Below are 20,479 nucleotides of genomic sequence, written 5' to 3'. Positions count from 1 at the left end.
GCCTTTGCGGGCCGTTTTTTTATGCCTGCGAATACGATCCTTGTAGGAGCTGCCGCAGGCTGCGATCTTTTGACGTTGATCTTTTAAGATCAAAAGATCGCAGCCTGCGGCAGCTCCTACAAGGGTCCGTGTGTGGGTTCAAAGTCGATCCAGCGCCTCCCCACTGCGCTTGAACCAACCGATCAAATAGTCCGCCAGCACCTGCGTACGCTTGGGCAAACCGCCCTGATACGGATGCACCAGGTACATCGGCATGCTGCGGGTCTGATAATCGCGCAGCAGCCATCGCAAACGTCCGTCGGCCAGTTCTGTTGGCAAACAGTAGGACGGCAGGCGCGCAATACCGGCACCGACCAGTGCGGCTTTCTTCAACAAGTTGTAGTGGTTGCTGGCAAACGGCCCCGACACCCGCACCCGCAACAACTCATGCTGCTGGTGATACAGCCATTCTTCGCGGCCGCTGTAATGGCTGTTGAGCAAGCAGCGATGCTCGGCCAGCGCCTGGGGTGTTTGTGGTTCACCGTATTGTTCCAGATAGGCCGGGCTGGCACAGGTCAACTCTTGCCACGCCAGCAACGGGCGCGCCACCAGTCGCTGGTCAAGGGCCACCTCAGAGCGAATCGCCAGGTCGAAGCCGTCGCGGGACAGGTCGCGGTAGTTGTTGTTGAGCTCCAGTTCGATCTGCACCTGGGGATACTGGGTCGAGAACTCCAGCAACAGCCCGTCGAAGAAGGTTTCCCCGAGCGACACCGGCACCGTCATCCGCACCGGTCCGGCCATGTCGTCCTTCAAACGCGCCAGGGCTTGGCGCGCCCGCTCGACTTGCACCACCAGCGCCTGGGCCTGGGGCAACAACGCAGCGCCAGCGGCGGTCAGGCTCAAGCGGCGGGTGGTGCGCTGCAACAGCACCACGGAAAACTGCGCTTCCAGCTGGCTGATGCGCTTGGACAGCTGGCCTTTGCTGCAACCGAGCTGCTGCGCCGCCAAGGTGAAACTTCCCGCTTCGATCAATACGGCGAACGCGGCCAGGTCATCCATCTCGCTCATGGATTGTTTCCATTTGAAAACCAAAGGTTGCCTATTAGCGCGCTTATCTGCAGAAAAAACCACCCTAAACTGATACCTCGTTCAACCCACAACGAGGATCAGCCCCCATGAAAATTCTTTTGATCGGCGCAAACGGCACCATCGGTTCGGCAGTCGACCAGGAACTGTCGCAACGCCACGAAATCATCCGGATTGGCCGCAACAGCGGCGATTTTCAGGTGGATATCAGTGATAGCGCCTCGATTCGCACATTGTTCGAGCAGACTGGCAAATTCGATGCCCTGGTGTGTGCCGCCGGCAACGTGACCTTCGCACCGCTCAACGAGATGACCGAAGAAAGCTTTGCCTTGGGCCTGAAAGACAAGCTCATGGGCCAGGTCAATTTGCTGTTGATCGGCCGCGACTTCGCCAATGACGGCGCGTCGTTCACCTTCACTACCGGCGTACTCAGCCACGACCCGATTCGCAGTGGTGCCTCGGCGGCGCTGGTCAACGGTGCACTGGACAGCTTCGTCCGCGCCGCCGCCATCGAGCTGCCGCGCGGCCTGCGGGTGAACTCGATCAGCCCCAACGTCCTGGTCGAAGCCATGGGCAAGTACGCGCCGTACTTCCGTGGCTTCAAGCCAGTTCCTGCGGCAGATGTGGCCTTGGCCTACGCCAAAAGCGTGGAAGGCCTGCAGACAGGTCAGACCTTTCACGTAGGCTGAGCCGGTTCCAGCTCAATCAACCAAGGTGGGCAATAGGTCTTTGGCGATGGCTTTCGGGATGGACACCTGGAACTTCGCGCCCAAGGCCGATTGCACCGTCGCCGTAGAAATCTTCCAGCCATTGATCGACAGCGTCAATTTCTGGCCTATCGATTCATGGGTAATGCGCTTCATACGCTCAGCTGCTTCAGGACTGAGCGTGACATTCATTTCATATCCCGATTGAAGCCTGTCGCTGTCCTTCAACAGCAACTCCATCCGGGTGAAGTCGGTTGCCGAAGACAAATTGATCTCGGCAGCGTGACTGCCCGTGGCCCCCGTCATCACCAACAGAAACACCCCGATCTTCCAGCCCATTGCCTGTTTCATATCCGCTTCCTGCAAAAAAACGGCAGCTTACCTTTGGCATCCTGATACTCGGCATCGGAATAATTCACAAGATGTTGCCGCAAATCGCCCTCTACTTTTCCAGAGATCCATTCCAGCCTTGTGATGAACGGTCAGCCTGAGTAACGTGGCGGCACTTGCCAGGAGACCCCAAGATGCGTGTTGCCCGTTCCTTAGTCCTCGTTGCCCTGCTTCCGCTGTTCGCCGCTTGCCAGTTGTTCGAGGGTGAGCGGCAGAACGCCTCCCATGTCGGCCAGACACGCATGCAAGGCCAGTTGACTGCAGCGGACGGCAAACTGCTGTTCCAGCCGTGCAACCAGTCTGCGCGCTACGTGGTCAACGACACCGGCGGTACCAGCGTCCTGCAGCAGGCCGCCAGCCTGGCGGACAAGCAAGGCAAGCTGTTTGCCGACGTGCGCGGGCGGGTTGTGGCCGGCAGCGGTGGTGACGGCCAGCTCGATCTGGAGCAGTTGTACCGCGTCGAGCGCTCGAGCAACGCGTGTGAGGATCCGAATTTCAAGCTGCTGATCCTGCGCGCCGCCGGCCACACCCCGGAGTGGAGCGTGAAAGTCAGCGGCAAAGGCATGGTCATCGACCGGGCCGGCCAGCCCCCCCTGGCCGTACCTTACGTCGAAGAGCAACTGGGCGATGGCCGTTTCAACCTCAGCACCGAAGCCAACAACCAGCACATCGAACTGTGGGTTGCACCGCAACGCTGCGTCGACAGCAGCACCGCCAGCATCCAGCACATGAGCGCCGAGCTGCGCATCGACGGTCAGGTACAGCGCGGCTGCGGGTATTTCGGCGGATCGCGCGACGACTGATCGTTTAAGCCTCACGGGCCTGCGCCTTTGAGGCTTATAATCGCGGGTTTCAAACGCCCTGGCGCAGTTGTGCGCCCCGCGAACCGGATCCCGCCATGTTACGAATCACCGAACTCAAGTTGCCGATCGACCATCCCGATGAAGACCTGCGCCCTGCCATCGTGCAGCGCCTGGGTATCGCCAGCGATGACCTGCTCGACTTCACCTTGTTCAAGCGCAGCTACGATGCGCGTAAAAAGTCCTCCGAGCTGTGCTTCATCTACACCATCGACCTTGAAGTTCGCGACGAGGCGGCGGTGCTGCACACGTTCGCCGATGACCGTAACGTCAACGTGGCGCCGGATGTCAGCTATAAAATGGTTGGCCAGGCACCGGCCGACCTGAGCGCACGTCCGATCGTCGTCGGCTTCGGTCCGTGCGGGATTTTCGCCGGGCTGCTGCTGGCGCAAATGGGCTTCAAGCCGATCATCCTCGAACGCGGCACCGAAGTCCGCCAACGCACCAAGGACACCTGGGGACTGTGGCGCAAAAGCGTGCTCAACCCGGAATCCAACGTGCAATTCGGCGAAGGCGGCGCGGGGACATTCTCCGACGGCAAGCTCTACAGCCAGATCAAGGATCCGAAGTTCCTCGGTCGCAAGGTCCTGCACGAGTTCGTCAAGGCCGGCGCACCGGAAGAAATCCTCTACGTCAGCAAGCCGCACATCGGTACGTTCCGTCTGACCGGCGTGGTGGAAAACATGCGTGAGCAGATTCGCGCCCTGGGCGGCGAAGTGCGCTTCCAGCAGCGTGTCACCGACGTCCTGATCGAAGACGGTCAACTGGTCGGCGTCGAACTCAATGGCGGCGAACAGATCCATTCGAAGCATGTGATCCTGGCCCTCGGCCACAGTGCCCGCGACACCTTCCGCATGCTCCACGGCCGTGGTGTGTATATGGAGGCCAAGCCTTTTTCGGTGGGTTTCCGCATCGAGCACCCGCAGTCGCTGATCGACCGTGCGCGCCTGGGCAAGTACGCCGGGCACCCAAAACTCGGCGCCGCCGACTACAAACTGGTGCACCACGCCAAGAACGGCCGTTCGGTCTACAGCTTCTGCATGTGCCCGGGCGGCACCGTGGTGGCGGCGACGTCCGAGCCGAACCGCGTGGTCACCAATGGCATGAGCCAGTACTCGCGTAACGAGCGCAATGCCAACTCCGGGATCGTTGTCGGCATTACCCCGGAAGTCGATTATCCGGGCGGCCCGCTGGCCGGTATCGAGCTGCAGGAACGCCTGGAGTCCCACGCCTTTGTGCTGGGCGGCAGCAACTACGAAGCCCCGGCGCAACTGGTCGGCGATTTTATCGCGGGCACGCCGTCCACCGAACTGGGCAGTGTCGAGCCGTCCTACAAGCCAGGCGTTGCCCTGGGTGATCTGGCGCTGGCACTGCCGGCGTTCGCCATCGAAGCGATTCGCGAAGCCTTGCCGGCGTTCGAGAAGCAGATTCGTGGCTACTCGCTGCACGACGCGGTGTTGACCGGCATCGAGACTCGCACCTCCTCGCCGCTGCGTATTACCCGCAACGAGTCGATGCAGAGCCTGAACGTGAAAGGCTTGTTCCCGGCCGGTGAAGGTGCCGGTTATGCGGGCGGGATTCTGTCGGCGGGTGTGGACGGGATTCGGATTGCCGAGGCTGTGGCTCGGGATATCCTTGGCCTGGAGGCTTAAGGTTTAAAGCAAAAGATCGCAGCCTTCGGCAGCTCCTACAGGATTTACACCATCCCCTGTAGGAGCTGCCGAAGGCTGCGATCCTTTCATTCGTGTCAGATATTGGCGCGCAACACGCTGGCGGGCAGCGGCTCACCCCGCTCCACCGTCGCCGCGACCGCAGCCATCAAACCACTCAACTCATAGCCCTGGGCCTTGAGCCACTGCGGATCGTAATAGGTCGTGGCGTAACGTTCGCCGCTGTCACACAGAATCGCCACCATCGACCCCGTCTCCCCTGCCGCTTTCATGTGCTGAGCGGCCATCAGGGCGCCGATCAGGTTGGTCCCGCTCGACCCGCCCACATGGCGTCCCAGGCGTTCCGCCAGGTAGTGCATGGCCGCCAGTGACAGGGCATCCGGCACCTTGACCATGGCGTCGATCACCTTGGGCAGAAACGACGCCTCCACACGCGGCCGGCCAATGCCTTCGATGCGCGAACCGTGGTCCAGTCGCAGGCTGGCATCACCGGTCTGGTAGTAATCAAAGAACACCGAACGCTCGGCATCGGCACACAGCACGCGGGTGCAATGCTGGCGATAACGCACGTATCGGCCCAGTGTGGCCGTGGTGCCTCCGGTGCCGGGGCTGGAAATCAGCCAGCTCGGCTCGGGATGCTGCTCGAATCGCATCTGCTGAAAAATCGACTCGGCAATATTGTTGTTCGCTCGCCAGTCGGTGGCGCGCTCGGCGTAGGTGAACTGATCGATGAAGTGCCCGTCGTGCTCACGAGCCAGACGCTCGGACTCGGCGTAGATCTGGGTCGGGTCGTCGACCAGATGACTTTGGCCACCGTAGAAGGCGATCTGCGCGATCTTTTCCTTTGAGGTTGTCGCCGGCATCACCGCAATGAACGGCAAGCCCAGCATGCGCGCAAAATACGCTTCGGAAATCGCCGTGGAACCGCTGGAAGCCTCAATGACTGGCGCACCGGGTTTGAGCCAGCCGTTACACAGCGCATACAGGAACAGCGAACGGGCCAGGCGGTGCTTGAGGCTGCCCGTGGGGTGGCTGGACTCATCCTTGAAATACAACTCGATGCCCGGAAAACCCGGAAGCGGCAAGGGGATCAAGTGGGTGTCGGCGCTGCGCTGGAAATCGGCTTCGATGATCCGGATCGCCTCGCGGGACCACTGTCGGTTGTCGCTCATGATGGTTTTCTCGTTGAATCGGGCAGGAGTTGGCCTTTGTACGAGGCCCATCCCACAAGCTTAGGAAAAATCCTGCATCCGGCACAGGTACAGCTGCGATCCAATACGTCCGACAACTGCTAGGCTCAGCTCGCTGGCGACTGATCACTCTGTAACGACATATAACAAAAAAGAATATAACTTTTGTTTTAACAACTAACGGTACTTGTTAGGGTGTAACACCTTTTGAATTCACAGATGGAGAGCGACCTTGCCTCTGCGTAGCACTTTCACGCGTTTCTTTCAGTTGGAAGCTGCCAGCGGTCTGTTACTGATCGCCGCTGCCGTTCTGGCTCTGATTATCAACAACTCACCGCTGTCCTGGCTGTACAACGGCCTGCTGGACACTCCGGTGGTGGCCCAGATCGGCGCGCTGAAAATCGCCAAGCCGTTGCTGCTATGGATCAACGACGGCCTCATGGCGCTGTTCTTCCTGCTGATCGGCCTGGAAGTGAAGCGCGAAGTCCTCGACGGCCAGTTGTCCAAACCGTCGCAAATCGTCCTGCCTGGGGCGGCGGCCATTGGCGGCATGGTGGTGCCGGCGCTGATCTACTGGTACCTCAACCGCGACACGCCACCGGCCCTCAACGGCTGGGCAATCCCGACCGCGACCGACATTGCCTTCGCCCTTGGCGTGCTGGCGTTGCTTGGCAAACGGATTCCGGTCTCGCTGAAACTGTTCCTGATGACCCTGGCGATCATCGACGACCTCGGCGCGATCATCATCATTGCGATCTTCTATTCCGGTGCACTGTCGACCCTCTCCCTGGCGCTGGCCGCAGCCTGTATTGCGGCGCTGATCGGGATGAACCGGCTTGGCGTAGTCAAGCTCGGGCCGTACATGATCATTGGCCTGATCCTCTGGGTCTGCGTGCTCAAGAGCGGTGTCCACGCCACGCTGGCCGGCGTAACCCTGGCTTTCTGCATTCCGCTGCGCACAAAAAATGCCGAACCTTCGCCACTGCTGGCCCTGGAACACGCCCTGCACCCGTGGGTGGCCTACGGCATCCTGCCGCTGTTCGCCTTCGCCAACGCCGGCCTGTCCCTGAGCGGCGTCACCGTCGAAAGCTTCACTCATCACGTTCCCATGGGCATCGCCATCGGGCTGCTGCTGGGCAAGACTGTCGGTGTCTTCGGCCTGACCTGGCTGGCCGTGAAAACCGGTATCGCGGCCCTGCCCCAAGGCGCCAATTGGGGCCAGGTACTAGGCGTAGCGATTCTATGCGGTATCGGTTTCACCATGAGTCTGTTTGTCGGCTCACTGGCCTTCGAGCCGGGCGTGAGTGATTTCGCCGGGATGGACCGCATGGGAATCCTGACCGGTTCGATTCTGGCCGCGCTGATCGGTTATGCGGTAACCGCGATGGCGAGTCGCAAGAGCTCCGCCCTGGTCTCCTGATAAACCGCGATATCGCCTGACGCCAATCAAGATTCACCTGCGCTGTAAAACAAAAAACCCGATCAGTCACCTGATCGGGTTTTTGTTTATCCGGTGTCTGCGCTTAGTGCGAAACGCGGCTGGTACCATTCACACTGGCGATGCGCACACGCTCGCCAACACGGAACACTTCGTTCGGCTGAACTTCCTGAACGTAGGCGCGCATGCTGCCATCGTCTTCGCGCACGGTGATTTCCACGCCCTGGGTGCGGGTCATGCCCTCTTCTGCGGCCGAACCGATCAGGCCGCCAGCGACTGCGCCGATGACCGCAGCAACGATACTGCCTTTGCCGCCACCGATGGCGCTGCCGCCAACGCCGCCAACCACTGCGCCTGCAGCGCCGCCGATCGGGGTTTTGGTGCCTTCGATTTTCACCGGACGCAATGCTTCGATGGTACCCATGCGAACGGTCTGCACGCGACGCGCCTCGTCACGGGAATAGGAGTCACCGGTCAGGCTCGATTGGCAACCAGTGAGCAACATCGCCATCGTGGAAAAGGAAGCAACCAGCAGAACAGACTTACGCATAGCATCAACTCCAAAGAAACAGATGTTCATTAAACTCCGCAGCTTGACGCTTGTCACGGCACCGCCCGGGTAAAATTGCTTTGATTCAGGCTCCGTTAAGGCGCCTCCACGAACTCACACAGTAGCGGCAAAATCGGAAAACCGCCCACTGGCCAAGGATTTTCATGGACTACTTTATCATCGTCGTCACGACGGTTTCCGGTTTGTACTTCCACGGGTGGCTGTACGTGCGGATCAAACGCTGGATGGACCGCGACCTGGCGCTAGCGCTGGCGGGCAAGGACGAGCAGAAAAAAGCCTTCATGCTCGAACAATTGGCGAGTGCCCAGGCGCAGAAGATCAAGCGTCGAGACCTGCCGAAGTGGCTGGAGGCCGCTGCGGCAGGCTATCCCGATCGGTAGACTGTTCAGGGTGCCAGACGTTCAAGAATCCAGTCGGCGCCCTGCTGGCGGTAATTGAGGCGGTCGTGCAGGCGACTCGGGCGGCCCTGCCAGAACTCGATGCGCTCCGGCAACAGGCGATAACCGCCCCAGTGTTCCGGGCAATGGGGCTGGGTGTCGCTGAAACGTTGCTCGGTGTCCTTGAGCAGCGCTTCGAGCTCGCCACGATCGGCGATCACGCGGCTTTGCGGCGATGCCCAGGCTCCCAGGCGACTGCCCAGAGGACGAACCTGATAATAGGCGTCGGACTCCTCGGGCGTCACCTTCACCACCCGCCCTTCGATGCGCACCTGGCGCTCCAGCGCCGGCCAGAAAAACGTCATGGCCGCGAACGGATTCGCGGCCAGATGCTGGCCCTTGGCGCTTTCGTAGTTGGTGAAAAAGGTGAACCCCAGTTCGTCCAGGCCCTTGAGCAACAGAATGCGACAGTGCGGTCGACCGTTCTGGTCGACGGTGGCCAGGGTCATGGCGTTGGCTTCCACCGGCGCCTGCTCGGTTTTCACCGCGTCGGCGAACCACTGGTGAAACAACGCAAACGGCTCGGCCGGGGCTTGTGCCTCGGTCAGGCCGTCACGGGTGTAGTCACGACGCATATCAGCCAGGCCCTGGGTCATGGCGCATTCCTTTTGGTTAACAAATCACTGCTTTGCAGTATCAGTGGCGGCGACTTTCTTGTCAGCCGTGGAGGCTTTGGCTGGCGTGGTTTTCTTTGCCGGCGTTGCGGTTTTCGCAGGTGCTTTCTTGGCCGCTGCTTTTTTCGCCGGGGCTTTTTTCACCGCTGGAACAGCAGCCTTTTTAGTCGCCGGGGCTGGTGTCACAGGCTTGGCGACCGGCTTGACGTCCGCGGCAGCGACCATGCTCACAGGCGCCGGCGCCGGCATGTTGTACTTGCTCAACAGCGCGACCATGGTGTTTTGCGGGGTCACCAGCAGCTCCACGCGGCGGTTCAGCGCGCGGCCTTGCACACTGTCGTTGGCGGCACGCGGCGCATCACCGCCCAGGCCACGCAGCATCAGGCGATCACGCTGCAAACCACTGAGACGAAAAATCGCCGCAACGGACTGGGCACGCTCCTGGCTCAATTTGACGTTGGCAGGCGCCGCGCCGGACGTATCGCTGTGGCCGAGGATCAACACAGCGGTCTTTGGATCGGCTTCAAGGATCTTGGCAACGCGGGTAAACGGACCGAGCGTGACCGGCAGCAGCATGGCCGGACGATCAGGGTTGAACGAGCCTTCGACCGGTGCAGTGACCACCAGCACGTTTTCGCGGCGCTCGAGTTGCAGGTTGCTGTCCTTTACCGCCTCGCGCAGACGCGGTTCGTAGTCGTCAAGCCAGGCCTGAGTGACCTTCGGGTCCGGCATCGGCACGGCCTTCGAGGCGCTCTTCTCGTTACCGCCGAACGGCCACCACCACTTGCTGCCGCTATCGGTTTCGGCCTTGGCCACTGCCACGGGTTTGACTTCAGGTTTCACCTCCGGCTTGGCCACGGGCTTGCCAGCGCTGTCGTCGGAACCGAACGGCCAGTACCAGTGGCTGGCGCTTTCAGTCTTGGCGACAGGTGCCGTCGCGTCTTTCTGTGGAGTCTGTGCGCAACCGGTAATGGCGAAGCACAGGGCCAAGGCGAGGGTTTTATTGGATGACATTGGATATCCACAAAAATGAAGTCAAAAAAATCAGGCCACGTCGGCCCGCACAAACTGACGTTTTGAAACTCAAAAGGCTATCGGGTTCCAGCCCTGGAGACCGACAGCCGCTTTTACAGACAAGTGGCCAGAACCCGCACCAGCTTTTGCGCGCGCGGGTCCATCAAGACGTAGGGGCCCAGGGTATTTGTCACAAATCCGAAGGCTACATCGTGCTCCGGGTCGGCAAAGCCGATGGAGCCGCCGGCACCCGGATGACCAAACGCCCGCGGGCCAAGGCCGAAGGTGGCATTGGCAACGTCCGGTTGATCAAGCATGCAACCCAGGCCGAAACGGGTCCGGGTCAGTAAAGTCTTGTCCTCGCCGAGGCTGTGTTCACGCGTCAACTCATCGAGCATTTCGCTTTCCAGCAGGCTGCCGTCGAGCAGGCCGGCGTAGAAACCGGCCAGGCTACGGGCATTGCCGTGGCCATTGGCGGCCGGCTGCTGCATGCGTCGCCACTCGGGTTTGTTGGTGCTGGTCATGATCGACGGCGGATTGGTGAACGCCCGGGTCGTCATGGCCGTTGGCTCACGCATGGTCACTTGCAGCAGGCGCTGGGCAGCGGCATCGCCGACATTGCCCTTGCCCCGTGCAATGTGGGCCACGCGATAGAACTCTTCGTCGGCCAGCCCCACGTGGAAGTCCAGGCCCAAGGGTTTGGCGACCCGCGCGACAATGGATTCCCCCGGCCCACGACCGTCGGCACGGCGCAGCAATTCGCCGACCAGCCAGCCATAAGTGATCGCTGCGTACCCGTGGCCTTCGCCCGGCGTCCACCACGGCGTTTCGGCAGCCAGGGCGTCGACCATGGTTGGCCAGTCGTAGAGGGCTTCGGGGGTCAGCAGCTCGCGCAATGCCGGAAGGCCGGCTTGATGGCAGAGCAGTTGACGCAAGGTGACGGACGCTTTGCCGGCAGCGGCAAATTCGGGCCAGTAGCGCGCCACCGGCGCATCCAGTTGCAACTTGCCTTCGGCCACCAGTTGCAGCGCGGTGACGGCGGTAAAGGTCTTGGTGCAGGAGAACAGATTGGCGATGGTGTCGCTGTGCCAGGCCTCGGCCCCGTCCTTGTCGGCGGTGCCGGCCCACAGATCGAGGACGGTTTCGCCACCAATCTGAATGCACAATGCTGCGCCACGCTCCTGGGGATCGTCGAACAGCGCCGCGAAAGCCTCTCGCACCGCTTCGAACTTAAGCTCGTAATGACCCTGAATCTGCACCCGCAACTCCCCGGATTAACGCTCTACAAAGTGGCGGGCATTGTTCCAGCCCTTGAGGGTTTTGGGAACAGGGTCGGGCTGGGCGGTCCATTCAAGATCAAAAGATCGCAGCCTGCGGCAGCTCCTACAGTGGCAAGGCGTACCCCCCTGTAGGAGCTGCCGCAGGCTGCGATCTTTTTCAAGTGTCAGAGATTAATGGCCCTTCCCCGAATGCCCACCTGCATGTTCGGCGCCCTTCCCCGGCCCCTTGCCAGCCTCGGCCTTGCGACCACCCTCGGCGTCGTGGCTGGCTTTGTCGGCGGCGGCCGCAGCCTTCCCGGCCTCTTTGCCCATTTGTTCGACCGTCGCCAGGTTGCTCTTGCGCACGCTGTCGACAAAGCCCTGGAACGGCAGATCCGTGATGCCCACCAACCCGAAGTGACCGTTTTCACCGTCAAGCAGGCGCCCGGTGACCGGTTGATCGAGGTACTGGAACCAATGCACGCCAACAATCGACGGCTCGCTCATTGCCTGCTTGAGGAAGTTGGCATATGCCGCACCTCGGTCTTCCTCTTTCGCCAACGGCGTGACGCCGCCCCAGAACGGCCCACGATCAGCCGAACCGAAATTGAACTCGCTGATCAGCACCGGTTTGTCGAGACTGCGCAACTTGGCGAAGTCGTAACCGTCCTGGGGTTGCAGGGTGTACATGTTGAAACTCAGCACGTCGCAATACTGGGCGCAGGACTCCACGGCTTCCGGCGTGCTGATGGCGAAACGGCCACCGAGCAGCAGCTGGTTTGGCGCGTGCCATTTCAGAGAGTCGGAGAGGGTCTTGAAGTAAGTGTCGGCGAAGACCTTCTGGAAGTATTTGAAGTCGGCTTCGATTTCCGGGTGCTCGGCGCTCGGGAGCGGTGGCACGAATCCCGGATCCTCCATCAACTCCCAGGCGGGCAGATCAATGCCCCAGGCTTTCGACAGGCCCGCCTGATTGCGGTACTTGTCACGCAGTTGCTTGAGGAATGCACGTTTGGCCGGCACGTCGGTGGTCATTTTCAAGGTGCCGTAGGCCAGGGCATAACGGGCTTTCGGATCATCCCCGGGACCGGCCCAGGCCAGTTCGTTGTCGGCGTAGTAACCGATCAGCCACGGATCGTCACGATGGTCGCGGGCGGCAATCGCCACTGCACGCTCGGTGGCCATGGCAAAACGCGGGTCGAACGGGTCGGGCATGCCGCCCCACCAGTCGGTCCCGGTGCTGATGCTGGCGTAGTCGCCGACGATCGACAGCGGCAAGGTGTATGGCACGCGATCGGCATTGCCCAGTACCGGGGCGCTCCAGTTGCCGATGGTGTTGAAGCCCCAGGCCTGCAGGCGATCAAGGGTGTGACTGGCCCAGCGTTGCTCGTCGAACAACGCTTTGCACGGTTCGACAGATGTTGGCTCTGCCGCTGTTGCCAGCGTCGCTTCAGTCTTGGCTGCTTCGGCGACGCCAGACTCGGCGGTTGCAGGAGCGACAGGTTGCTCCGCAGCCTTGGTCGCTGTCGCTTCAACCGCATCCGCCTTGGCCGCCGCGGCGACTCCCGCTTTGGTTTCGCTGCCCAACGCGCAAGGATCGCCATACAGACGTTGCAGGTTGGCACCGTAGAAGTCGTACCAGCGCCCGGCATTGTAGCCGCGCCCTTGATCGGCACCATTGCCGCCACGGTTGTTGCCTTCGCCGTAGTGGCTGGCCAGCGCCTCGTCAGCCTTGGGCAGGGAGTCGAACATCCACTCGCGACCGGCCACATAGGTCTGGTTGACATCCGGGGCCACGGTATTGACCCCAAGGGAATAGAACGGATGACCTTCAGGCGTCACCAGATACCAGCGACCGTTGCGCTTCTCGGTGCGGAAAAAGCCACTGGCCTTGAATGACGGGCCGTTGGTCAATCCACCGAATTTGTCCAGCGAAGACTTCTGACGCTCAGCCAGCCAGGTTTTCAGTTGTTGCTGTTCCTTGGCGGCAGCGCTTTTCAGCTGCTCGTCGTTGCTGACTTTTTCCGGCCATTTGGCCCGGGTCGACTGGCCATACGCATCCACCAAGCCGCCATACACGGCTTGGCTGACCGACTCGCCGTCCTGCACACCAAAGCGCTCCAGCAGGATGCTTTGCGCGGCTTTGGGCTGGTCCATCGACAACGTCACGGACACCACCTGGCTGCGATCCAGCTCACCGGCGCTGTTGGCCAGCAACACACGCTGGCCCTCAACGGTCATCGGCATCGGCGGGCCGGCCTTCATGCCCTGGCTCAGCGGCGATGTCGCTTGCAGCGGCACCAACAGGGTTTGCGCAGGGCCGGCCGGCAGATCGACGCGGCTGACCAGGGTCTTGCCGTCGTTGCTCTGGATGGTCACGTACAAGGTCAAGGCCCAGTTCATCGCGCTCTGGATCCGCAGGCTCATGACGCCCGATTGCGACCAGTCCCAGGCACCGGTTTGCGGGGTCAGGCGCAACGTCGGTCGGGCGACCGGGTTGAAGGTCACCCGGCGCAGCACTTCGCCTTCAGGGGTTTGCTCGGCGTTGGATTGCGGCAGGCTGGCGTCCTGTGTCGCCACCTGGACCACGTCGGCGGGGCGCACAAAGTTGAACAGCGTCTGCTGGCTGGCAGGTGCGGCCAACAACGGTGTTGCGAACAACAGGGCAAATACGGCAGGCAACGAACGGCAAATCATGAGAACGACATTCTCCCTTACGACCTTCAATGGGCCAGTGAAAAAGCGATGGCAGAGAGATAGACAACGCGGCGGGCAAAACTGCCCACCGGTGCTTCAGGAAATTTCTCGACGGAACGGCGGCAACGCGTTGAGGATGGCTTTGCCATAGCGCTGGGTTACCAGGCGCCGGTCGAGCAAGGTGATGGTGCCGCGGTCTTCTTCGGTGCGCAGCAAGCGACCACAGGCCTGGACCAGTTTCAGCGAGGCGTCCGGTACGGAGATTTCCATGAACGGATTGCCGCCACGGGCTTCGATCCATTCCGACAGCGCCGCTTCGACGGGATCATCGGGTACCGAGAATGGAATCTTGGCAATGACCACGTGCTCGCAATAGGCACCGGGCAAGTCGACCCCTTCGGCAAAGCTGGCCAGGCCGAACAGAACGCTGGAATCCCCGCCGTCGACCCGCGCCTTGTGCTTGTTCAGGGTTTCCTGCTTCGACAGGTTGCCCTGAATGAACACTTGCTTGCGCCAGTCGCGGTCCAGGCCATCGAACACGTCCTGCATCTGTTTGCGCGAGGAAAACAGCACCAGCGTGCCCCGCGAGCCCTCGACCAGTTCCGGCAGATCACGAATGATCGCGGCGGTATGTGCCGCTGCATCACGAGGATCGGCGTTCAGGTTCGGCACCCGCAGCACACCGGCGTCGGCATGATGGAAGGGGCTTGGCACCACCGCTGTCACGGCTTTTTTCGGCAGGCCGGCGCGCATGCGGAAGCGGTCGAAGGTACCGAGGGCGGTCAAGGTCGCCGACGTCACCAGGCAGCCATACGCCACGTTCCACAGATTACGGCGAAGCATTTCCGCCGCGAGGATGGGACTGGCGTTGACCTCGATGTCGAACAGCGATCCGCTTTCGGCCAGGGTCAGCCAGCGGGCCATGGGCGGGTTGTCTTCCGGGTCTTCGACGGTGAAGGCGGTCCACAGCTCCCAGTTGCCGGAAGAGCGCGACAACAGGCTGCCGAACAGCGGGTACCACTCTTCAGCCTGGTTGCTGGCGATGCCAATGTTGACCTCGCCGTCCATGCCTTCCTTGAGCAGGTCGGTCAGGCGGGTGAACAAGTCGGTCAGCCGTGCGAAGCCTTTCTTCAGTTCGATGCCCATTTCACGCATGTGCTCGGGAATCACCCCGCCGACGAATCGGTGACGCGGGCGCTCGCGGCCTTCGACGTCTTCGCCGGGTTTGAAGTCGGCAATCTGCTCGCACGCGGTGAACATGAACTGCTGCTGGGTCTTGATCTCCCGCGCCAGCTCCGGCACCTGCTCGATCAACTTGCCCAGGTCGCCCGGCAACGGGTGCTGGGCCAGCAATTTGGTGAGGTTCTTGGCGGTGGTTTCCAGCCAGTCGGCGGTGGAGCGCAGGCGCGTGTAATGGGCGAAGTGGCCGATGGCCTTGTCCGGCAGGTGATGGCCTTCGTCGAACACGTAGATGGTGTCGCGCGGGTCCGGCAGTACGGCGCCGCCGCCCAGGGCCAGGTCAGCCAGGACCATGTCGTGGTTGGTGACGATCACGTCGACCTTGCCCATGCCTTCGCGGGCCTTGTAGAAAGCGCACTGGCCGAAGTTCGGGCAATGACGGTTGGTGCACTGGCTGTGATCGGTGGTCAGGCGCGCCCAGTCGGCGTCTTCCAGGGCGGTGGACCAACTGTCGCGGTCGCCGTCCCACTTATTGCCGGCGAGCTTCTCGATCATGCTGGTAAACAGCTTCTGGCTGGCCTCGTCGACCTCGATCTTGAAGCCTTCTTCTTCGAACAGTTGCGCAGTGGCAGTCTGCGCGTGGCCTTCCTGGAGCAACATGTCGAGTTTGGACAGGCACATGTAGCGCCCGCGCCCCTTGGCCAGGGCGAAGCTGAAGTTCAACCCGCTGTTGCGCATCAGGTCGGGCAAGTCCTTGTAGACGATCTGCTCCTGCAGGGCCACGGTGGCCGTGGCGATCACCAGGCGCTTGCCGGCGGCCTTGGCCGTGGGAATCGCCGCCAGGCTGTAGGCCACGGTCTTGCCGGTACCGGTGCCGGCTTCCACCGCGACAATCGCGGGGTCGCCACTGCGCCGGCCTTCGTCGTCGGTGTCGATGTCACCCAGGACCTTGGCGATTTCGGCGATCATCAGGCGTTGGCCGTAGCGCGGCTTGAGGCTCTTGGCTTCGAGAAAACGCGAGTAGGCGCCCTGGATCGTGGTTTTGAGTTCGGTGCTGATCATGGATTGTCGGGCGCAAAAAACGCTGGATAAATTTTCAGTGGTTCGGATCGACGGCTATCATACCCCGCTAATGAATCCTGCGCAGAACGGAGTACCCGAATGACACCTTTTAGCCTCATATATAGCCTGCATGTACTGGCGGCCCTGGTCTGGGTCGGCGGCATGTTTTTCGCCTGGATGGTCCTGCGCCCCGCCGCGATCACGGCACTTGAAGGCCCTGCCCGGCTGAAGTTGTGGGTAGAAGTGTTTCAAGGTTTTTTCCGCTGGGTCTGGGTGGCGGTGGTGCTGTTGCCGGTCAGCGGCGTGGGCATGCTGCATATGCACTTCAACGGCTTTGAAGCCGCTCCGCGCTATGTGCAAGTGATGATGGGCCTGTATGTGGTGATGACCGCGCTGTTTATCCGCATTCAGGCGCTGATGCTGCCGGAGCTGCGCACCGCCGTGGCCGAACAGGATTGGCCGGCGGGTGCTGCGATACTGGGGCGGATTCGCCGGTTGGTGGGGATCAATCTGTTGGTGGGGTTGGCTGTGGTGGCGATTGCGGCGGCTCGGCCGATGTTTTGAAGTACCTGTGGCTGGAGTTGCTGTTGTGGCGAGGGAGCTTGCTCCCGCTGGGTCGCGAAGCGACCCTGATTCGGTATCCGCAACGTCCCTGAAGGTATGCGGTGCCCGGTTTGCGACGGCTTCGCCGCCGAACGGGGGCAAGCCCCCTCGCCACAGACAAGCTCCCTCGCCACGGGTTCTCGGCGTTTCTTACAACCGCTGCACAGTCACCGAACCCGCCGCACCTTCAGTCCCCGGCTGCCCGTCGGCGCCAGGTTTGCCGCTCTTGCCGCCATCGGCCTTGTAGACCAGGCAGCCCTTGGCCTTGCCGCCAGCACCCGGCTTGCCGCCCGGGCCGGCCAGGCCACCGGCACCGCCAGCCACCTGCACCTTGATCCGGTCTGCCGGAAAGTCGTGCGGCACTGCCAGCCTGACCAACGCACCCGGCGCGCCTGGTTGACCATTGCTGCCATCACTGCCATCGGCACCGCGACCGGCCTGGCCCCAGGTGCAGCCAGGATCCTCACCGTTGGCGCCATCCAGGCCGACAAATCCAGGTGCGCCTGCGCCGCCTCGAGCGTCCACCAACAATTGCGGCGCATTCAGTGTCTTGATCTGCAAATCAAGATTGCGCCCGGAGCGGGCGGCCTTCTGGTAAGTCCCGGGCGCGCCACGCGCGGTGATCTGGCTGCCTTCGGACAAATCAGCGCGACGGACCTTCAGCGCCAGCGCCTGCTCTCCCGGCACAATGGCGATACGCGCTTCACGTCCCAGATGCAACTCACCCACGGTGACTTCGGTGACGTTGGAAGGAATCAGCAAGGTGCCGTAATCGGCCACTTCCAGGCGTTCCAGTTGCAGGGTGCTGGCGGTGTTGGGCAAGCGCATCAGCGAGTTGGGTTCGACACTCACCACCTGTGCGCTGGCCAATGGACTGATGAGTGCGGCGAGCAGACAGAATTTACGCATGGGAAGCCTTCGAAGCGCTGGGGGCTGGAATGGTTTGCAGGTGGAATACACCGAAAATGACGATCTTCAGGCGGTCAAGCCAGGGATGGGCGCGACCTCGCAGGCTGCGATAGCACAACAGTGCTTCCAGAAGATGGATGAACCCCAACAGGCCGCCGGCCAGATTGACCAACAGGTGCAGCGGAAAGACAAATGGCGTGAGCTGATTGACCAGCACCACCAACCAGAACAGCAGGGTCAATAACCGCCCCAGCCCCCATAAGACCTTCATACGCTCCCCCGATGAGAATTATTGTTTGGACGCACAGTAACGGCTTCCGCGCGGGATAAGCCAGAGGGCAACGGAAAAATCTTCATGAAGGCCGCCGAACGGCCGTCGCAGCGCTCACAACTGTCGCTCGACGGCTCTATCTCTTGGCTCAGCGGTTTATATGCAGTTCCACGCGACGGTTTTTCGCACGACCTTCGTCCGTGTCATTGTCGGCAATCGGCTGACTTTCGCCCCTGCCTTCGCTGGTGACTTTGTTCGGCGCCACACCCTGGCTGATCAAGTATTCCGCCACGCTGCTGGCGCGTCGCTCCGACAAGGCCTGGTTATAGGCATCAGAACCGACGCTGTCGGTATGGCCGACCACCTTGATGCTGACCACATCGGCATCCAGGAACTGGCTCATCAACGCATCCAGTTGACTCTTGGCCGTCGGGGTCAGGTCGGATTGATTGAAGACAAACAGTAGATCGCTCAGCGTAATGACTTCGGTTTGCGCAGGCTCGGTCTGGACCCTGTCCGGGTACTGCGGCACCGGGCAACCGCGATGGTCGACCACGGTATTGGCGGGAGTATCAGCGCAACGGTCGCGCCGGTCGAAAACGCCGTCGCCGTCTTCGTCGCCATCCTGGGCGTAGCAGATCAAGCCGCCGGACAAGATACCCAGCGCCGCCCCACCCGCGGCCCAGGCGCCACTCTCGATTGCGCCCAGGCCACCGCCGACCAGGCCGCCGATGAGGCTGCAGATTGGCCAGGTGCGTTGATTGAGGGGGGCAGTGCCATCGCTGTGGGTCGCGCAGCCGGTCAAGAGGCTGCCAAGTAGCAGAACCGGCAAGACGGTCCTTGTGAGAACGATCATATTGAAAGCTCCTGTGTCACCGGCCCATACCGGTTACACAGGAGTAAAGACCCGCATCCGCGACTGCACAAGGCGCGGATGCGAGGGGGAGTCAACGCTGGATTTTGATTTCCGTACGACGGTTCTGTGCGCGACCGTCAGCGGTTTTGTTGTCCGCAACCGGCTGGCTTTCACCGGCACCGACCACCGACACGAAGTTGCTGCGAGGTACGCCTTGCTCGATGAGGTATTCAACCACCGAGTGGGCGCGTTTATCCGACAGTTTCTGGTTGTAGGCGTCGCTGCCCACGCTGTCGGTATGACCGGTTACAGTCAGTTGAGCAGTCGGGGCTTCAGCTTTCAGGCGAGTGGCAATCTTGTCGAGGACCTGTTTATCGGACGAGGTAAGCGTGGCTTTATCAAACTGGAAGTGAACATCGCGGATGACGATGGTTTCTTCCTTGACCACAACCACCTCTTCGACCACAGGCGCTGGTGGTGGGCAACCGTTGGCATCGACCTGAACGCCTTTAGGCGTGCCCGGGCACTTGTCGCGACTATCCGGCACACCGTCGCCGTCTTCATCGCCATCACCGTGCACCCAGCAATAAGCCGCTGCCGTACCGCCGACGAGCAGAGCACCATACCCTGCCCATGCCGAGCTTTCGGTCGCACCGAGGCCCGCACCCACGACACCACCAACCGCCGCACAGGTCGGCCAGTCGGTTTTCTGCAAACCTGCGCAACCAGTCAACACACTGGTTAGCAGAACCAAGGGTAATGCTGTCCGAACTATGCTCATCTAGTTTTCTCCTGAAGGATCGGCTTAGAACCGATTCAGGTAGTAAAGACCCGAGTATTAAACTCCGCCAGCAATGGGCCATGCTGTTTATTCAGGCATTAACGGCAGCTTGGCGCATTTGTCGCCAAGCCGCTCTAGGCCCGAACGTCCGGGCAGGCTAGTCTTGGCAGATCTGATTGAGGATCTTCGATGATTGCAGGTATTTCTTCACGCACGCCGCAGCAGGCACTGGCCGCTTTACTTGACCGATATGCCCCCGCGCGCCTGTTGTTGATCGGCGCCAGCGAATTCCCGGCACTGGAAGCATTCAAACTCGCGCACCCGGACAGCTGCGTTGCTTTCGCGGCCCCTGGCCCATTGCCCGACGAATTGGCGGCCCGCCGATTCGACCTGGCCCTGGTGGTCGATTGCCTGGAGCATTTGCCCAAGCGCGACGGCCTCAACCTGTTGGGCGGCATCCGCAACCTCAACGCCAGCCGCATCGCCGTGCTGGCGGATCTGCCGGCTTGTGGCTGGCAGGAAACGGACTTTTTCTCCCTGGCCCTGCAAGCCAGCGAACGCTTTCAACGGGACGAACAGGTCTTGACCCTGTTTACCTACGATCTGCTTGAATACAAACAAGTCCCTGACTGGCTCAATTCGCGCTTCTGGGCCAATCCGGAAAACTTCGGGAAATACTGGTGGTAAACCCATGAATATCAATGGCTTACCTCAAAATGAACGCTATCACCGCTATGCCCGAGCAGGGCCAAGTGTCACCAGCCTTGTCACCAGAAGCCTTTGCAGGATCTCTCGGTCTGGCATTATCGACGCTCAGGCATCTACTACCTCAGAGTCCGTCCAAGGGGCTGCTCTCCCTTTGCTCCACCGATAGGCCGACCGCAATGCAGTTCTCCAAGGACATCCTCC

At 61.3% G+C, this 20,479-nt stretch carries 20 protein-coding genes; 7 read left to right on the top strand and 13 right to left on the bottom strand.

Annotation, left to right across the window (positions count from 1 at the left end):
- Positions 1-138: 138 nt before the first annotated feature.
- A complete protein-coding gene (locus KW838_RS25135) occupies positions 139-1,047 on the bottom strand; it encodes a LysR family transcriptional regulator (RefSeq protein WP_102701015.1) in 909 nt (302 codons plus the stop codon).
- A 107-nt stretch (positions 1,048-1,154) separates the two neighbouring features.
- Between KW838_RS25135 and KW838_RS25130 the strand changes: the two genes are divergently transcribed.
- Positions 1,155-1,754, top strand: coding sequence for a short chain dehydrogenase (locus KW838_RS25130; RefSeq protein ID WP_218503864.1), 600 nt, complete (start codon positions 1,155-1,157; stop codon positions 1,752-1,754).
- A 12-nt stretch (positions 1,755-1,766) separates the two neighbouring features.
- On the opposite strand, the gene KW838_RS25125 is transcribed toward KW838_RS25130, so the two are convergent.
- Positions 1,767-2,123 carry a hypothetical protein gene (locus KW838_RS25125; RefSeq protein ID WP_218503863.1) on the bottom strand — a complete coding sequence of 119 codons (357 nt, stop codon included), beginning with the start codon at positions 2,121-2,123 and terminating at the stop codon, positions 1,767-1,769.
- 173 nt (positions 2,124-2,296) lie between these two features.
- On the opposite strand from KW838_RS25125, the gene KW838_RS25120 reads away from it, so the two are divergent.
- Together KW838_RS25120 and KW838_RS25115 are read left to right on the top strand one after the other, a co-directional pair.
- Positions 2,297-2,965: a COG3650 family protein gene (locus KW838_RS25120; RefSeq protein ID WP_218503862.1), complete on the top strand. Its 669-nt coding sequence runs from the start codon at positions 2,297-2,299 to the stop codon at positions 2,963-2,965.
- Positions 2,966-3,060: 95 nt separating this feature from the next.
- A complete protein-coding gene (locus tag KW838_RS25115) occupies positions 3,061-4,674 on the top strand; it encodes an NAD(P)/FAD-dependent oxidoreductase (protein WP_218503861.1) in 1,614 nt (537 codons plus the stop codon).
- Between the two features lie 95 nt (positions 4,675-4,769).
- Here the strand turns inward: KW838_RS25115 and KW838_RS25110 are convergent, their stop codons facing one another.
- Positions 4,770-5,867, bottom strand: a complete 1,098-nt coding sequence (locus KW838_RS25110; RefSeq protein ID WP_177323520.1) for a PLP-dependent cysteine synthase family protein — start codon at positions 5,865-5,867, stop codon at positions 4,770-4,772.
- Positions 5,868-6,114: 247 nt separating this feature from the next.
- Here KW838_RS25110 and nhaA point away from each other — a divergent pair, with 247 nt between their 5' ends.
- Positions 6,115-7,302, top strand: coding sequence for a Na+/H+ antiporter NhaA (nhaA, locus tag KW838_RS25105; RefSeq protein ID WP_218503860.1), 1,188 nt, complete (start codon positions 6,115-6,117; stop codon positions 7,300-7,302).
- 103 nt (positions 7,303-7,405) lie between these two features.
- Here the strand turns inward: nhaA and KW838_RS25100 are convergent, their stop codons facing one another.
- Positions 7,406-7,870 carry a glycine zipper 2TM domain-containing protein gene (locus KW838_RS25100; RefSeq protein ID WP_007971612.1) on the bottom strand — a complete coding sequence of 155 codons (465 nt, stop codon included), beginning with the start codon at positions 7,868-7,870 and terminating at the stop codon, positions 7,406-7,408.
- 164 nt (positions 7,871-8,034) lie between these two features.
- On the opposite strand from KW838_RS25100, the gene KW838_RS25095 reads away from it, so the two are divergent.
- The gene (locus KW838_RS25095; RefSeq protein WP_218503859.1) at positions 8,035-8,271 is read left to right on the top strand and encodes a hypothetical protein; all 237 of its coding nucleotides are present in this window, start codon (positions 8,035-8,037) and stop codon (positions 8,269-8,271) included.
- A gap of 5 nt (positions 8,272-8,276) precedes the next feature.
- Here the strand turns inward: KW838_RS25095 and pdxH are convergent, their stop codons facing one another.
- The 5 genes from pdxH to dinG all read right to left on the bottom strand — a co-directional run bounded on the left by pdxH (position 8,277) and on the right by dinG (position 16,150).
- The gene (gene pdxH, locus KW838_RS25090; RefSeq protein ID WP_218503858.1) at positions 8,277-8,924 is read right to left on the bottom strand and encodes a pyridoxamine 5'-phosphate oxidase; all 648 of its coding nucleotides are present in this window, start codon (positions 8,922-8,924) and stop codon (positions 8,277-8,279) included.
- 24 nt (positions 8,925-8,948) lie between these two features.
- Positions 8,949-9,956, bottom strand: a complete 1,008-nt coding sequence (locus tag KW838_RS25085; RefSeq protein WP_218503857.1) for an OmpA family protein — start codon at positions 9,954-9,956, stop codon at positions 8,949-8,951.
- Between the two features lie 113 nt (positions 9,957-10,069).
- Positions 10,070-11,215 carry a serine hydrolase domain-containing protein gene (locus KW838_RS25080; protein WP_218503856.1) on the bottom strand — a complete coding sequence of 382 codons (1,146 nt, stop codon included), beginning with the start codon at positions 11,213-11,215 and terminating at the stop codon, positions 10,070-10,072.
- Between the two features lie 192 nt (positions 11,216-11,407).
- Entirely contained in the window at positions 11,408-13,909 is a 2,502-nt protein-coding gene (locus tag KW838_RS25075) for a beta-galactosidase (protein WP_218503855.1), read from the bottom strand.
- A 96-nt stretch (positions 13,910-14,005) separates the two neighbouring features.
- Positions 14,006-16,150 (bottom strand): ATP-dependent DNA helicase DinG, encoded by a 2,145-nt coding sequence (dinG, locus tag KW838_RS25070; protein ID WP_007971623.1) that lies wholly within the window; start codon positions 16,148-16,150, stop codon positions 14,006-14,008.
- Positions 16,151-16,249: 99 nt separating this feature from the next.
- Here dinG and KW838_RS25065 point away from each other — a divergent pair, with 99 nt between their 5' ends.
- On the top strand, positions 16,250-16,714 hold the full coding sequence (locus tag KW838_RS25065; protein ID WP_218503854.1) for a CopD family protein: 465 nt from the start codon (positions 16,250-16,252) through the stop codon (positions 16,712-16,714).
- A gap of 189 nt (positions 16,715-16,903) precedes the next feature.
- Here KW838_RS25065 and KW838_RS25060 read toward each other — a convergent pair whose 3' ends face one another.
- The 4 genes from KW838_RS25060 to KW838_RS25045 all read right to left on the bottom strand — a co-directional run bounded on the left by KW838_RS25060 (position 16,904) and on the right by KW838_RS25045 (position 19,570).
- Positions 16,904-17,662 carry a collagen-like protein gene (locus tag KW838_RS25060; protein WP_218503853.1) on the bottom strand — a complete coding sequence of 253 codons (759 nt, stop codon included), beginning with the start codon at positions 17,660-17,662 and terminating at the stop codon, positions 16,904-16,906.
- The gene (locus KW838_RS25055) at positions 17,655-17,933 is read right to left on the bottom strand and encodes a DUF1145 domain-containing protein (protein WP_218503852.1); all 279 of its coding nucleotides are present in this window, start codon (positions 17,931-17,933) and stop codon (positions 17,655-17,657) included. Before KW838_RS25055 ends, KW838_RS25060 begins: the two co-directional genes overlap by 8 nt.
- Before the next feature lie 148 nt (positions 17,934-18,081).
- Positions 18,082-18,789, bottom strand: a complete 708-nt coding sequence (locus KW838_RS25050; protein ID WP_218503851.1) for an OmpA family protein — start codon at positions 18,787-18,789, stop codon at positions 18,082-18,084.
- 91 nt (positions 18,790-18,880) lie between these two features.
- Positions 18,881-19,570, bottom strand: coding sequence for an OmpA family protein (locus KW838_RS25045; RefSeq protein WP_102702555.1), 690 nt, complete (start codon positions 19,568-19,570; stop codon positions 18,881-18,883).
- Between the two features lie 189 nt (positions 19,571-19,759).
- On the opposite strand from KW838_RS25045, the gene KW838_RS25040 reads away from it, so the two are divergent.
- On the top strand, positions 19,760-20,257 hold the full coding sequence (locus KW838_RS25040) for a DUF6231 family protein (RefSeq protein WP_007971634.1): 498 nt from the start codon (positions 19,760-19,762) through the stop codon (positions 20,255-20,257).
- Positions 20,258-20,479 lie beyond the last annotated feature (222 nt).

Origin of the sequence: Pseudomonas sp. PDM27 (genome assembly GCF_019219205.1) — a bacterium.
Classification (GTDB): Bacteria; Pseudomonadota; Gammaproteobacteria; order Pseudomonadales; family Pseudomonadaceae; genus Aquipseudomonas; species Aquipseudomonas laurylsulfatiphila.
Note: the sequence above shows the minus strand (reverse complement) of the source record. Positions and strands in the feature narration are given on the sequence as shown.